The sequence below is a fragment of the Roseateles sp. NT4 genome (assembly GCF_051857475.1).
Lineage (GTDB): Bacteria > Pseudomonadota > Gammaproteobacteria > Burkholderiales > Burkholderiaceae_C > Pelomonas.
This window is the reverse complement of the sequence record NZ_JBPZGZ010000004.1, coordinates 579,051-593,209: the sequence shown is the minus strand read 5'-3', so window position 1 is coordinate 593,209 and position 14,159 is coordinate 579,051. Positions and strand designations below refer to the sequence as shown.

Below are 14,159 nucleotides of genomic sequence, written 5' to 3'. Positions count from 1 at the left end.
TTTGGCCCGCGCCACGCCCTTCACCTGCCCTAAACGATCAGCAATGCACGGAAGTCATTGACATTGGTGAAGCTGGGGCCGGGCTGCAGCAGGTCGCCCAGCGGCGCGAAAAAGCTGGCGCTGTCATGGGCATCCAGCAGGGCCTGCGGGTTGAGGCCCAGGGCGCGGGCGCGGCCCAGGCTGGTGGGTGTCAGCAGGGCGCCGGCATGAGGCCCGACGCCATCGATGCCGTCGGTATCGGCCGCCAGGCCGAAGACGCCCGGCTCGCAGTGCAGGGCCAAGGCGCAGCCGAGCAGGAACTCGGTGGCGCGGCCGCCCTGTCCGGACGGTTTGGTCGCATCCACCGTCACCGTCGTCTCGCCGCCGGACAGGATGACGCAAGGTTTGGCAAAAGGCTCGCCACGGCGCGCGACCGCCCGGGCCAGCGCCGCATGCAGGCCACCGACGACGCGCGACTCGCCCTCGATCTCGTCGCTGAGGATGTGGGCAGCGATGCCCTGCTCCCTTGCGAAGGCCGCCGCCGCTTCCAGGCTCATCTGCGGCGTGGCCAGCATGACCAGCTCGTGGCCGGCCAGGCGCGCGTCGCCGGGCTTGGGCGTCTCGAAGGCGCCGGACTCCAGGCCGGCACGGGCGGCGTCGGGCAGCTGGATGCGATAACGACGGCAGATGGCCAGGGCGTCGGCGCAGCTCGTCGGGTCGGCCACCGTCGGGCCGGAGGCGATCACCGCCGGGTCGTCGCCCGGCACATCGCTGATGGCCAGCGTCAGCACCCGCGCCGGTGCGCAGGTGGCGGCCAGCCGCCCGCCCTTGACGCTGGAGAGATGCTTGCGCACGCAGTTCATCTCGCCAATGGCCGCGCCACTGTTCAGCAGGGCGCGGTTGACGGCCTGCTTGTCGGCCAGCGTGAGACCCGGCGCGGGCAGACTCATCAGCGCGGAGCCACCGCCGGAGATCAGGCAGATGACGAGGTCGTCGGCCGTCAGCCCGCGAGCCAGGGCCAGCATGCGCTCGCTGGCGGCCAGGCCCGCGGCGTCAGGCACCGGGTGGGCGGCCTCGACCAGCTCGATGCGCCTTGGCTTCCAGCCGCCCGGCACATGGCCATAGCGGGTGATGACCAGGCCCGACAGCGGCGCGTCGGCCGGCCAGGCGGCTTCCAGCGCCTGCACCATGGACCCGCCCGCCTTGCCGGCACCCAGCACCAGGGTGCGGCCTTTGGGAGGCGGCGGCAGATGGCTCGCCAGCACCCGGCCCGGCAGCGCGCGCGCGACGGCGACGTCGTAAAGCTGTCGCAGCAGGGCGCGGGGGTCGAGGGTCATGGTTGCTGTGCCCAACGGCCGATCAGGGCGCGCTCTTCATCGGTCATGCCGGTGGCGTTGTTCAGCGGCATGGCGCGCTGCACGACGACCTGCTGCAGCATCTGGGCCTTGTGGGCGGCTAGACCCTCGGCGCTGTCCAGACGCACGCCCTTCTGCGCCACCTCCCCCGTGTGGCACATCGCGCAGCGCTGGCCGACGACGGCCTGCACCTGCTCCAGCGTGACAGACGCCACGGCCGCCACGGCCGGCTGGGGCTTGGGTGCCATCCAGACGATGAGGGCTATCAACAGGGCCAGGGCCAGCGCGACGGCACCCCAGCTGTTGACACCCTTGTGGCGCTTGACGAAGAAGATGCGGATGGCCACGCCCGCGGCCATCAGCACACACAGCACGATCCAGTTCTGCGGGTGCTGGTGCAGCATGCCGTAATGGTTGCTGAGCATGGCGATCAGCACCGGCAGGCCGAAATAGGTGTTGTGGACGCTGCGCTGCTTGCCGCGCTGGCCGTAGATGGGGTCGGGCTTCTGGCCGGCTCGCATCTGGGCGATGACCTTCTTCTGCCCCGGGATGATCCAGTGCGCGACGTTGGCCGTCATCATGGTCGCCAATGTGGCGCCGACGATGAGGAAGGCGGCCCGGCCGGCAAACAGATGGCAGGCCAGCCAGCTCTCCAGCACGACGAAGACCACGACGACGGCCATCACGCGGCCGTCGTTGCCGATGCTGCCGTCCTTGGTGCGGCCCAGCGCAGAGCAGGCGATGTCGTAGACGGCCGTGCCGACGACGAGGAAGCCCAGCGCCGCCGCCACCGCCTGCCAGGGTGCCCCCCAGGCGTAGACCCGCGTGTCGATCAGCATCTGGCTGGCGTTGCACAGATAGAGGACGATGAAGAGGGCGAAACCGCTCATCCAGGTCCAGTAGCTCTCCCAGTAGAACCAGTGCAGGTCCTGGGGCAGGTTGCCCGGCGCCACCATGTACTTCTGCGGGTTGTAGAAACCGCCGCCGTGCACAGCCCAGAGTTCGCCATCCACGCCCTTGGCCTTGAGGTCGGAGGCACCCGGCTTGACGAGGTGGTTGTCCAGCCAGACGAAGTAGAAGGAGGCGCCGATCCAGGCGATGACGGTGATGACGTGCAACCAGCGAATCAGCAGGTTGGCCCAGTCGAACAGATAGATATCCAAGTCGCGAATCTCCGCGGCTCCACCACGGCGGGTGCTGTGAAGCCTCTTGGGTCGCGTCCGCGGGCCCTGCCGGACCCGACACCGCTGCGACAGCGCCCAGGAGTGTATGCAGACGTGACTAGCTTCACGTCGTGGGGCCGCGACGTCATCGCCACGCAAGAAGGGCCTCCCACAATCCGGCCATGCCCGCCCGTTCCTCCCGGAAGCCGCGCCGCCTGCTGGTGGCCCTGGCCGCCGCCTGTGCGGGCATGACGGCCCAGGCCCAGGAGCCCGCCACCGTGCGCATCGCCACCAATGTCGAGCGCGCCTACTTCCCGCCGGCCGAGGCCCTGCTGCGCAAGGCCTATGCCGCCATCGGCCTGCAGGTGGAGTTCGTTCCCTGGCCGCTGCCCCGCACCCAACTGGAGCTTCAGACCGGCCGCGTCGACGCCGTCGCGATGCGCGTCGGGGGTTATTTCGAGCAGACGCCCTTTGTGCGCAAGGTCGACGTGCCCCTGCTCAATCTCTTCGTCTACGCCTATGCCCGGCCGCCCTGCCCGGCCACATTGGCGGTCGAGGAGCTGGGCAAGGTGCGTGTCAGCTACCAGCGCGGCATGGTCGCGGCCGAGAACCTGATCCCGGAAGCCTCGCGGCTGGCCGCCAACACGCCCAGCGACGCCTTCCTCAACCTGAGCACGGGCGCGGCCGACTACGCCCTCACCCTGACCACGCCCTGGATGGCCGAGGTGCCGGTGGACACCCGCCAGGGCACGCTGTGCCGCATCCCCACGCCGCTGGCCCGCTCGGTGCTCTTCCATGGCGTGCACGAGTCGCACGCCGCCTGGGTGGGGCCGCTGGAGAAGGCCCTAGGCGCCCTGCGCACCAGCGGCGAGATCCAGCAGGCCTGGGCCGCCTATGAGCGCGAGATCGCCACGCCCAGCAACCGCTACCAGGCCGAACCTGGCCGCAGCCTCACGCTGACGCCGGCGTCGGCACCAACGACAGGATCTGCGCCAGCACGGCCACCGCGATGACGGCGGGCTGCTTGCCCGCCACGCCCGGTACGCCGATGGGGCAGACGACCCGCGCCAGATCGTCCTGATGGAAGCCGCGCGCCTCCAGGCGCTGGCGGAAGCTCGCCCACTTGGTGCGGCTGCCGATCATGCCGATGAAGGCCAGGTCGCCGCGCTCGCGCTGGCGCCTCAGGCAGGCGGCCACGATGTCGAAGTCCTCGGCATGGTTGTGGCTCATGATGAGGACGGCCGAGCCCGGCGCCAGATCGTCGACGGCGTCGGCCGCGGGATTGCTGACCTCCTGGCGCCAACCATAGGCGGGTGGCTCGTCGGGGAACTGGCCCTCGCGGCTGTCGATCCAGTGCAGGTCCAGCGGCAGATCGCGGGCGATATGGGCGATGGCGTCGCCAACATGGCCGGCGCCGAACAGGGCCACGGGCCGCTGGGGCGGCCGCGGCAGGCGGGTCGCGAGATCTTCATCCGCGGAGATGCGCTCGAAGGCCAGCCAGACGACGCCGCCGCAGCATTGGCCGAGACTGGGGCCCAGCGGATAGCGCACCTCGGCCTCCAGTGCGTCGCCTTCCAGCGCGCGGCGGGCGCGGGCAATGGCGTCGAACTCCAGATGGCCGCCCCCCACCGTGCCGGTGAATCCGTCGGCGGTCACTGCCATCCAGGCGCCCACCTCGCGCGGAACGCTGCCCGTCGTGCGGGAAACGGAAACGAGGACGCTGTCAGCCACGCCGCGCCCTCCTCTTCATGCGCAGGCGCTTGAAACGCAGGAACACGCCCAGGCCCAGCGCCGCCAGGGCACCGCCCAGCATGAACTTGCCCATGGCGACGGCAAAGCCGGCGCTGCCCCAGACACCCAGGTGCACAAAGCCCTCGATGACAGTGAGCAGGCCATAACCCAGGTCTTGACCCAGGTTGGAGGGGTTTGGCGTCTTTTCAGCTTCCACGGTAGGTCGAATAACTCCACGGCGATGCCAGCAGGGGCACGTGGTAGTGGGAGTTCTCGTCGGCGATGCCGAAGTCCAGCGGCACCTCGTCCAGGAAGGCCGGCTGGGGCAGGTTGGCGCCGCGGGCGTTGAAATAGCTGGCCACCTCGAAGACCAGGCGGTAGCGACCGGCCAGGAAGTCAGGCCCTTCCAGCAGCGGGCCGTCGGCGCGGCCGTCGGCGTTCAGGTGCAGGCTGCGCAGCCATTTGGGGCCTTCCGCGTCGAAGCGGTAGAGGCGCACGGCCATGCCGGCGGCCGGGCAGCCGTTGGCGGTGTCCAGCACATGTGTTGTGAGCTTGCCCATGGAATCTCCGTTGATTGATGCAAAGTGTAGGGATGAGCTCACCCCGCTACCCCCGCGATTTGATCGGCTACGGCGAGAACCCACCCCATGCGCAGTGGCCGGGGGGCGCTCGGGTGGCCGTGCAGTTCGTTTTGAACTACGAGGAAGGCGGCGAGAACTCGGTGCTGCACGGCGACGCCGGCAGCGAGCAATTCCTGTCCGAGATGTTCAACCCGGCCAGCTATCCGGCCCGGCATCTGAGCATGGAGGGCATCTATGAATACGGCTCGCGCGTCGGCGTGTGGCGGCTGTTGAAGGAGTTCGAGCAGCGCGCCCTGCCGCTGACCGTCTTCGGCGTTGGCATGGCCTTGGAGCGCCACCCGGATGTCACGCAGGCCTTTGTCGAGCTCAACCACGAGATCGCCTCGCACGGCTGGCGCTGGATCCACTACCAGGCCATGGAAGAGGACACCGAGCGCGCCCACCTGGCCCAGGCCATGGCCAGCTTGAAGCGCCTGACCCTGGGCCGCGACCCGCACGGCCTGGGCTGGTACACCGGCCGCGATAGCCCCAACACCCGCCGCCTGGTGGCCGACTTCGGCGGCTTCGAGTACGACAGCGACTATTACGGCGACGACCTGCCCTTCTGGCTGCAGGTGCGCAAGACCAATGGCGACTTGGCGCCGCATCTCGTCGTGCCTTACACACTGGATTGCAACGACATGCGCTTCGCCCTGCCCCAGGGCTTCAGCCACAGCGAGCCCTTCTTCGAATACTTGAAGGACACGTTCGACGTGCTGTATGCGGAGGGCGCCGACGCGCCGAAGATGATGAGCATCGGCATGCACTGCCGCCTGCTCGGCCGCCCGGGTCGGATGCGCGCGCTGCAGAAGTTCCTGGACCACATCGAGGCGCATGACCGCGTCTGGGTCTGCCGGCGTCTGGACATTGCGCGGCATTGGAAAACTGTTCACCCGTTCGACGCTCGAACGGCCTTTGTCTGGGAATGATGACTCTCGATCAACTCAACAACGCCAGCGCCGCGGACTTCGTCGCACTGCTGGACGGTACCTACGAACATTCGCCGTGGATCGCCGAGCGCGCCGCGGCGGCCCGTCCTTTCAAGTCCCTGGCCGCGCTGAAAGTGGCGCTGGCGCGCGTGGTGCGCGAGGCCACGGTCGACGACCAGCTCGGCCTGATCCGCGCTCACCCCGAGCTGGCCGGCAAGGCGGCCGTGGCGGGCGAGCTGACGGCGGAGTCGACGAACGAGCAGCAGAAGGCCGGACTGACGGCCTGCACGCCCGAGGAATTCGCGAAGCTGCAAAAGCTCAACGCCGACTACAACGCCCGCTTCGGCTTCCCGTTCATCCTGGCCGTGCGCGGCCCGCGTGGCACCGGCTTCACGCGCCAGGAAATCATCGCCACCTTCGAGCGCCGCCTGCGTGCCCACCCGGATGTGGAGCGGGCCGAATGCCTGCGCCAGATCCACCGCATTGCCGAGATCCGGCTCAACGACAAGTTCGGCGTCAAGCCCGAGCTGGGTGAGCAGTTGTGGGATTGGGCCGCGGCCCTGGCCGCGCACAGCGACACAGACGACTTCCTGACCTGCACCTACGCCACGCCGGCCCACACCGCCGTCGCCGAGCAGCTGATGGCGTGGATGCGCGACTGTGGCTTCGACGAAGTGAGCCGCGATGCCGTGGGCAATGTCGTCGGCGTCTACAAGGGCACGGGCGACAAGACATTGCTGACCGGCAGCCACTACGACACCGTGCGTCGCGCCGGCCGCTTCGACGGGCGGCTGGGCATCTTTGTGCCCATGTTGGTGGTGCGCGAACTGCATCGCCAGGGCAAGCGTCTGCCGTTCAGCCTGGAGGTGGTGGGGTTCTCGGAAGAGGAGGGCCAGCGCTTCCCAGCTGACTTCCTCGGCTCCAGCGCCGTCATCGGTGGCTTCGACCCGGCTTGGCTGGACAGCAAGGACGCCGCGGGTACCACGCTGCGCGAGGCCATGCAGGCGGTGGGCCTGGCCGGCACGGCGGAAGCCATCGCGACCTGCAAGCGCGACCCGTCGCGCTACCTCGGCTTTGTCGAAGTCCACATCGAACAAGGCCCGGTGCTGGGCAGCCTGGACCTGCCGCTGGGCATCGTCACCAGCATCAATGGCAGCCGCCGCTACACCGGCGAGATCATCGGCCTGGCCAGCCATGCCGGCACCACCCCCATGGGCCAGCGCCGCGACGCTGCGGCCGGCGTGGCCGAGCTCATCCTGTTCACCGAAGAGCGCGCCGCCGCCGTGCCCGATGTCGTCGGCACGGTGGGCATGCTGGAAGTACCCTCGGGCTCCATCAATGTCATCCCCGGCCGCTGCGGCTTCAGCCTGGACCTGCGCGCAACGACGGACGAAGCCCGCGATGCGCTGGACGCCGATGTGCGTGCCAAGCTCGACGAGATCTGCCAGCGCCGCGGCCTGAGCTTCACGCTGCAGCCCACGTTGGCCGCCAACGCAGCGCCGAGCGACGCGACCTGGCAGTCGCGCTGGGAAGCCGCCGTCACCGAACTGGGCTTGCCCATCCACCGCCTGCCCTCGGGCGCCGGCCATGACGCGATGAAGATCCACGAACTGCTGCCCCAGGCCATGCTGTTCGTTCGCGGCGGCAATGGCGGTATCAGCCACAACCCGCTGGAGTCGGTGACCGTGGACGATGCGGAGCTGAGCATCCAGGCCTTTGCTCGCCTGCTGGATGATCTGACCGGCCCATGAACACTGCGAGCTCACCGCCGCTGATCAGCGCCATGCGAGGCCGGCTGTGGCTGGCTGGCGGCCTGCTCGCGCTGGGCGGAACAGCGCTCTGGATGCCCTCCCCCATGGCGCGCGCAGCCGGCGCGCTGCTTCTTGGCTTGTCCTTGCTGCTGGCGGTGTTCTCGCTGCGCTGCCCCAGCTGCGGCGTGAGCCTCTTCTGGCACGCCGTCTCGCAACATCCCATCGGCCGGTGGTTGAGCTGGCTGCTCGACGTGCGCGAATGCCCGGTCTGCCATTACCGCATCGATACCTCAACATGAACAGCATCGACACCTGGATTGCTTCGCACTTCGACGACGAGGTCCGCTTCCTGCAGCAGCTCGTCCGCATTCCCACTGACACGCCGCCCGGCAACAACGCGCCGCATGCCGACCGCACGGCCGAGTTGCTGGCCGGGCTCGGCTTCGAGGTCGAGAAGCACGCCGTGCCGGCCGCTGATGTGCAGGCCGCCGGTATGCAGTCCATCACCAACCTCATAGCTCGCCACCGCTTCAGCGAAGGCGGCCCGATCATCGCCCTGAACGCCCATGGCGACGTGGTGCCACCGGGCGAGGGCTGGGCGCATGAGCCCTACGGCGCCGAGATCGTCGACGGCAAGCTCTATGGCCGCGCGTCGGCCGTCAGCAAGAGCGACTTTGCGACCTACACCTTCGCGCTGCTGGCGTTGAAGAACTCGGGACTCAAGCTCAAGGGCGCCATCGAGCTGCATTTCACCTACGACGAGGAGTTCGGTGGCGAACTCGGCCCGGGCTGGCTGCTGGCCCAAGGCCTGACGAAACCCGACTACCTGATCGCCGCCGGCTTCAGCTACCAGGTCGTCACCGCCCACAACGGCTGCCTGCAGATGGAGGTGACCTTGCACGGCCTGGCCTCGCATGCGGCCTACCCGAGCACCGGCATCGACGCGCTGCAAGCGGCCACGAAGCTGCTGACGGCGCTGTACGCCCACAACGACGTGCTGAAGATGCGCCGCTCCGAGGTGGCCGGCATCACCCACCCCTATCTGAACGTGGGCCGCATCGAAGGCGGCAGCAACACCAATGTCGTGCCGGGCAAGGTCGTCCTCAAGCTGGACCGCCGCATGATTCCCGAGGAGGACCCGGCCGCGGTGGAAGCCGAGGTGCGCGCCCTGATCGAGAACACGGTGGCCCAAAGCCCCGGCATCCAGCTCGACATCAAGCGCCTGCTGCTCGCCAACTCCATGAAGCCCCTGCCCGGCGCCGCGCCCCTGGTCGCCGCGCTGCAGAAGCACGGCGAGGCAGTCTTCGGCGAACCCATCCCGACCTCGGGCACGCCGCTGTACACCGATGTGCGCCTGTACACGGCCCATGGCATCCCTGCAGCCATCTACGGCGCCGGGCCGCGCACGGTGCTGGAGAGCAACGCCAAGCGGGCCGACGAGCATCTGGTGCTGGTCGACCTCAAGCGTGCGACCCAGGTGGTGGCCGGTGCGCTGGCGGATTTGCTCGCCGCCTAGAATCGCGGCCCCATGACCCGGCTCCCGATCACGACCCGCACCGCCCGCCGCTCGGCGTGGTGGTTCGTCGCCGTGTTCCTGCTGGGCGTGCTGGCGCCGGGCGTCAGCGCAGCGCTGGCCCATGCGCGGGGCGACTTCTCGGCCTGGCAGGACATCTGCCGTTCGCCCTCAGCGTCAACGACGGCCGTCAAGCCCAAGCCCATCGAGGCCGCGCTGGACCTGCTGGCCCATGGTCATTGCCCGGCCTGCCACCTCGGCGCCGTCGACCTCCTCGAGCCCCCCGCAGTGCCCGAGCTGCAACTGCGTGACGACCTGGTGCTGGAAGCCCCCGAGCGCTTCTGGACCGCGCCCGTCACCGCCCATGCCTGGCGCCCTGCCAGCGCACGTGCCCCACCCGGGCTGATCTGAGTCTCTTCCTGCGCCGCCGCGGCTGATCCAGCCCGGCGAATGCCGTCGCAGCTGCGACGGCCGGACTCCGATCAATGCCCTGTCATGAACACCCACGCCCTCACGCGCACGGCCACGGCCGTCTGCGCCGCCCTGCTCTCGTGGCCCGCCCTGGCCTGCGATGAATGCGACTGCGACGACGCGCCCTCCGTCGCCGCCCAAGCCAGCGAACCGACAAACCGCAACAAGCTCGACCTGGTGCGCGTGCAAAGCGCTGCCCCTTCTTCCCTGCCCACCAACATCCCGACCACGCGCGAGACCGTCACGCGCGAGGACATCGAGCGCAGCATCAACGCCACCGACGCCGAGGACGCGCTGAAGTACCTGCCCAGCCTGCTGGTGCGCAAGCGCTATATCGGCGACTACAACCACGCCATCCTGTCCAGCCGCGCCTCGGGCACCGGCAACAGCGCGCGCTCGGCCGTCTATGCCGACGGCATGCTGCTGTCCAACTACCTGGGCAACGGTGTCGGCGGCCTGAGCTTCCCGCCGCGCTGGGGCCTGGTGACGCCCGAGGAGATCGAGCGCGTCGACGTCATGTATGGCCCCTTCTCGGCGGCGTATCCGGGCAACTCGGTCGGTGCGGTCGTCGACTACCAGACGCGCATGCCGACGAAGTTCGAAGCCCATGCCAAGCTGGGCTATGTCTCGCAACCCTTCGAGCTCTACGGCACCAAGACGAACTACCGCGCCTGGCAGGCCAGTGCCTCGGTGGGCGACCGCTCAGGCGACTTCAGCTGGTGGCTCAACCTCAACCGCACCGACAGCGACGGCCAGCCGCTGACCTTTGCCAACCGCCTGGCGAGCACGGGCACGGCAGCCACCAACGGCACCCCGGTAACGGGCGCCGTGCTGGTGCCCAACAGCAATGGCCTGCCCTGGTACATGCTGGGCGCCGGCACGGCCTACAGCACGCGCCAGGATCACCTCAAGCTCAAGCTGGCCTATGACCTCAGCCCGACGCTGCGCGCAAGCTATGTGATGGGCGCCTGGCGCAACGACTCGGACGGCAAGTCCGAGTCGTATCTGCGAGATGCCGGCGGCAAGCCTGTCTACTCGGGCCCCATCGTCATCGACGGCCAGCAGTTCACGGCCCTGACCGGCGGCGATTTCGCGCTGACGCGCGAGCAGTTGCTGCACGTGATGCACGGCCTGTCGATCAAGAGCCGCAGCGGCGGGGAATGGGACTGGGAGGCCGCCGCCAGCCGCTACGACTACCGCAAGGACGCGAAGCGCCAGAACGCCGCGACCAACCCGCAGCCCGGCGCACAGACGGGCGGCGCCGGCACCCTGGCCGATGGCAGCGGCACGGGCTGGAACACGCTGGCTTTGAAAGGCATCTGGCGGCCCACGGGCACGGCGCATGTCGTGGATTTGGGCCTGCAGCAGGACAGCTATCACCTGCACTACCTGACGTCCAACATCGCCGGCAACTACCTCGCCGACGCGGCGGGCGCCCTGGCCGCCAATGTGCAGGGCCGCACGCGGCTGCAGGCCGCTTATGCCCAAGATGCCTGGCTGCTGGCCCCAGACTGGAAGGCGGTCATCGGCCTGCGCGCTGAAGCCTGGCGCGCCCATGACGGCCGCACCGACTTCTCGGCCACGTCCAGCCAGTCCTATGCCACGCGCCGCGAGAGCTTCCTGTCGCCCAAGGCGGCCCTGTCCTGGCAGGCCACGGCCGACACCGTGCTCAAGGCCTCCGTCGGCCGAGCGGTGCGCATGCCCACGGTCGCCGAGCTGTATGGCGCCACGTCGACAACCAACTCCCAGTACATCAACGACCCCCATCTGAAGCCCGAAAAGTCCTGGACGGCCGAACTGAGCGCCGAGCAGGCCTGGGGCGCGCTGCAGTCGCGGCTGACGCTGTTTGCCGAGACCACGCGTGATTCGCTGTACTCGCAGACCCTGTTCGACGCCGTGGCCAACAAGAACATCAGCCGCGTGCAGAACATCGCCAGGATAGGCACGACCGGCCTGGAGGCGACGCTGGCCGCTACGGACTGGCTGCTGAAGGGCCTGGACCTGTCGGCCAGCGCCACCTACACGGATTCGAAGATCAAGGCCAACAGCGGTTTTGTGGTGACGCCGGGTGACACCATCGGGCGTTGGCAGCCCAACATCCCGCGCTGGCGTGCCACGGCGCTGGCGGCCTGGCGTTTGGACGAGCACTGGAGCGCCAGCCTGGCCGCCCGCTACAGCGGCCGCCAGTACCGCACGCTGAACAATGCCGACGTGAACGGCTTTGCCTATATGGGCGTGAGCAAATACACGACGGCCGATGTGCGGCTGCTGTGGAAGATCGACAGACAGTGGAGCGCCGCCTTCGGCATCGACAACCTGAACAACTACCAGTACTGGAACTTCCACCCCTACCCACAACGCAGCTACTCGGCTGAGCTGAAATTCGATCTATGAAAAACCACCTCACCGCCAGCCTGCTCGCCATTGCCGGCGCGGCCCAGGCTCACATCACCCTGGACCAGCCCGAGGCCCCGGCCGGCAGCAGCTACCGCGCCGTCTTCAAGGTCGGCCACGGCTGCGAGGGTGGCGCGGCCACCAAGGAGATCGTCGTCACCCTGCCCGAGGGCCTGCGTGGCGCCAAGCCCATGCCCAAACCCGGCTGGACACTGACGACGAAACAGCGGCCGCTGAAGACGCCCTACGACAGCCACGGTAAGCCTGTCACCGAGGAACTGGCCGAGGTGCGCTGGATGGCCCAGGGCGAGGCCAACCATCTGCCCGACGCCTGGTACGACGAATTCATCCTGCGCGCCTCGCTGCCGGCCGAACCGGGCGAGCTGGCCTTCGCCGTGCGCCAGGTCTGCACCCAGGGCGAGTGGAACTGGGCCGAGCTGCCGACCGCCGCCAACCCGAAGCCGCGCGCACCCGCCGTGAAGCTCAAAGTGATGCCGGCTCGCGTCGAGGGCCATGTTCACTGAAGCTGAAAAAAGCCCTGCCGACCCCGGCTGATCGCGGTTTCGTTCACGGCCTGCTGCGCCGATGATTCAGCCCGTCACCAGTGCACGGCCCCCGGCAACGCTGCGGCCCCTGGCGAGGCGGAACATCGCGATCCGCCCGCGACCATGAAAGCACAAGTTTCCGGCCCGCCCGCGTCACTCTGGTGTCGCCCGTCGACGGCCACCTGCGCTGTGTGAACGCCGCAGCCCTACGCACCTTGGGGTGTGTCCCGGGCGGCGTGAAGCGCTCTTTGCGCCCCGACTGGCTCACGCCAGGCGGGGCTTTCCTTTTTTTCGATCCCGCCTCAGCGCACGGCCACGATGCCGCCGTCGGCCGCCGGCGCCAACAGGAACAGGCCGGCCTCGCTGCGGTGGCCGCTCTGCACTTGCACGTCTACGAGGCAGGCCTCGCCAACGACCGTCGTCTTCAGCAGGCGGGTCTTGCGCGGCAGGGGCGAGCGGCCCAGCCGTTCGATCAGCTCCCGGTAAACGGCCTGCCGGCCGGATTCGCCGGCGGCGCCCAGGCTGCCGTCCATGGTGAACTGGGCCGTCAGACCCCAGGCATCGCTGGCGTTCCAGCGGGTGTCGAAATCATCGAGCTGGCGTTGCAGCGCGGCGCGGTCATCGCATGAAGATCCGGCGGCATGGGCCTCCAGAGGGAGGGTGAGTGCGCTGGCGGCCACCAAGCCAAGGGCGAGGACCAGGGCCGAGCCCAGGCTCAGCGGGGCAGAGGTATCGGAAAAGCGTTTCATGGAAATCTCCTGGTATGAGGGGGCGCGACGGCGTCATCGACGACCACTCGCGCTGGAAGCCGGCCTGGGTGTTGAGGGCCGGCACATCGTCAAACCGACCCTGCTGTGTTGCTGGCCGGTCGTCAAAGGCTGTCAGCGCCGGTCCTTGCCACGCCGCCGGCGCAGCACGGCGATGCCGAACAGCCCGCCCGCCATCAGGCCCAGGCTGCTCGGCTCCGGCACGGGCGCCGCCACCGGCGAGAAGTGCCCCGAGGCGGACGTGTAGGTCCAGCCTTGCGGCAGGTCCCAGTGGAAGGACATGGTGTGGCTGTAGTCGGCCACGGCGCCACTGTGCGCCGACACCGACAGCTCGCCGAACACGTACAGCGTGATGGGCTGGCCGTTGCGTGCCTGCACGCTGCCGCTCACCTCCATGTTGCCGTTGCCCAGCGTGCGCGTGTTCGGCGTGTACCAGCCGTTGGCGGCGGTGCCGATGTAGTACGAGCTCGTGGCCGTGGTGCCGCTGCCGTAGGCCCACGGGCCGCGCTTCCTGAAGCCGTCGATGCTGAACCGGTAGTCCAGCGTCTCGGTGCTGTTCGCCGAGGGGACGATGGTGACGGTGTCCCATACCGACACCGAGGCGCTCGTCTGCCACGAGCAGGTGTAGACGGTGCAATAGACCGGCAGCGTCGGGTTCTCGGACGTCCAGGCCAGCGCATGCACGCTGAAGGACTCCGAGTCGCCCCAGGCGTGGGCTTCGGTGTTGCCGCTGGCACTGCCGTGCGAGGCGGAAGCGGTGGACTGGTACCAGCCGCCGGCCTTGACGCTGCCGGCCTGTGCCGTAGCGCCGAAGCTGCTGCCCTGCACCACCACCGCGTGGGCGTGCAGCGCGGCCAAGGCCAGGGACAGGGCGGTCAAGGCCCGAGTAAGACGAAAAGACATGAGGCACTCCTGAAATGGGATCTAGAAAGGGAACGCGC

The 14,159-nt window shown here is 68.8% G+C and carries 15 protein-coding genes; 8 read left to right on the top strand and 7 right to left on the bottom strand.

Going from position 1 to position 14,159, the window contains the following annotated elements; translation table 11 throughout:
• Positions 1–29: 29 nt before the first annotated feature.
• On the bottom strand, positions 30–1,316 hold the full coding sequence (locus tag ACS5PN_RS25865; RefSeq protein WP_439466903.1) for a glycerate kinase type-2 family protein: 1,287 nt from the start codon (positions 1,314–1,316) through the stop codon (positions 30–32).
• On the bottom strand, positions 1,313–2,497 hold the full coding sequence (locus ACS5PN_RS25860) for a urate hydroxylase PuuD (protein ID WP_439466902.1): 1,185 nt from the start codon (positions 2,495–2,497) through the stop codon (positions 1,313–1,315). Before ACS5PN_RS25860 ends, ACS5PN_RS25865 begins: the two co-directional genes overlap by 4 nt.
• Positions 2,498–2,679: 182 nt before the next feature.
• On the opposite strand from ACS5PN_RS25860, the gene ACS5PN_RS25855 reads away from it, so the two are divergent.
• Positions 2,680–3,510 carry a substrate-binding periplasmic protein gene (locus tag ACS5PN_RS25855; protein ID WP_439466901.1) on the top strand — a complete coding sequence of 277 codons (831 nt, stop codon included), beginning with the start codon at positions 2,680–2,682 and terminating at the stop codon, positions 3,508–3,510.
• Here the strand turns inward: ACS5PN_RS25855 and xdhC are convergent.
• The 3 genes from xdhC to uraH are packed head-to-tail and all read right to left on the bottom strand — an operon-like array spanning position 3,449 to position 4,788.
• Positions 3,449–4,228, bottom strand: coding sequence for a xanthine dehydrogenase accessory protein XdhC (gene xdhC, locus ACS5PN_RS25850; protein ID WP_439466900.1), 780 nt, complete (start codon positions 4,226–4,228; stop codon positions 3,449–3,451). The two genes, ACS5PN_RS25855 and xdhC, sit on opposite strands and share 62 nt — an antisense overlap.
• Entirely contained in the window at positions 4,221–4,445 is a 225-nt protein-coding gene (locus ACS5PN_RS25845; protein ID WP_439466899.1) for a hypothetical protein, read from the bottom strand. The genes xdhC and ACS5PN_RS25845 overlap by 8 nt, the downstream gene beginning before the upstream one ends.
• A complete protein-coding gene (gene uraH / locus ACS5PN_RS25840; protein WP_439466898.1) occupies positions 4,435–4,788 on the bottom strand; it encodes a hydroxyisourate hydrolase in 354 nt (117 codons plus the stop codon). Before uraH ends, ACS5PN_RS25845 begins: the two co-directional genes overlap by 11 nt.
• A gap of 32 nt (positions 4,789–4,820) precedes the next feature.
• Here uraH and puuE point away from each other — a divergent pair, with 32 nt between their 5' ends.
• The 7 genes from puuE (at position 4,821) to ACS5PN_RS25805 (ending at position 12,430) form a co-directional block, all read left to right on the top strand.
• Entirely contained in the window at positions 4,821–5,777 is a 957-nt protein-coding gene (gene puuE / locus ACS5PN_RS25835) for an allantoinase PuuE (protein ID WP_439466897.1), read from the top strand.
• A complete protein-coding gene (uraD, locus tag ACS5PN_RS25830; protein WP_439466896.1) occupies positions 5,774–7,528 on the top strand; it encodes a 2-oxo-4-hydroxy-4-carboxy-5-ureidoimidazoline decarboxylase in 1,755 nt (584 codons plus the stop codon). Before puuE ends, uraD begins: the two co-directional genes overlap by 4 nt.
• Positions 7,525–7,827, top strand: a complete 303-nt coding sequence (locus tag ACS5PN_RS25825; RefSeq protein WP_439466895.1) for a hypothetical protein — start codon at positions 7,525–7,527, stop codon at positions 7,825–7,827. The genes uraD and ACS5PN_RS25825 overlap by 4 nt, the downstream gene beginning before the upstream one ends.
• On the top strand, positions 7,824–9,044 hold the full coding sequence (locus ACS5PN_RS25820) for an ArgE/DapE family deacylase (RefSeq protein WP_439466894.1): 1,221 nt from the start codon (positions 7,824–7,826) through the stop codon (positions 9,042–9,044). Before ACS5PN_RS25825 ends, ACS5PN_RS25820 begins: the two co-directional genes overlap by 4 nt.
• Before the next feature lie 12 nt (positions 9,045–9,056).
• Entirely contained in the window at positions 9,057–9,452 is a 396-nt protein-coding gene (locus ACS5PN_RS25815) for a DUF2946 family protein (protein ID WP_439466893.1), read from the top strand.
• 84 nt (positions 9,453–9,536) lie between these two features.
• The gene (locus ACS5PN_RS25810; RefSeq protein WP_439466892.1) at positions 9,537–11,906 is read left to right on the top strand and encodes a TonB-dependent receptor; all 2,370 of its coding nucleotides are present in this window, start codon (positions 9,537–9,539) and stop codon (positions 11,904–11,906) included.
• Positions 11,903–12,430 carry a YcnI family copper-binding membrane protein gene (locus tag ACS5PN_RS25805; protein WP_439466891.1) on the top strand — a complete coding sequence of 176 codons (528 nt, stop codon included), beginning with the start codon at positions 11,903–11,905 and terminating at the stop codon, positions 12,428–12,430. The genes ACS5PN_RS25810 and ACS5PN_RS25805 overlap by 4 nt, the downstream gene beginning before the upstream one ends.
• 323 nt (positions 12,431–12,753) lie before the next feature.
• On the opposite strand, the gene ACS5PN_RS25800 is transcribed toward ACS5PN_RS25805, so the two are convergent.
• Positions 12,754–13,200 carry a hypothetical protein gene (locus ACS5PN_RS25800; protein ID WP_439466890.1) on the bottom strand — a complete coding sequence of 149 codons (447 nt, stop codon included), beginning with the start codon at positions 13,198–13,200 and terminating at the stop codon, positions 12,754–12,756.
• Positions 13,201–13,332: 132 nt separating this feature from the next.
• Positions 13,333–14,121 (bottom strand): PEP-CTERM sorting domain-containing protein, encoded by a 789-nt coding sequence (locus ACS5PN_RS25795; RefSeq protein WP_439466889.1) that lies wholly within the window; start codon positions 14,119–14,121, stop codon positions 13,333–13,335.
• Positions 14,122–14,159 lie beyond the last annotated feature (38 nt).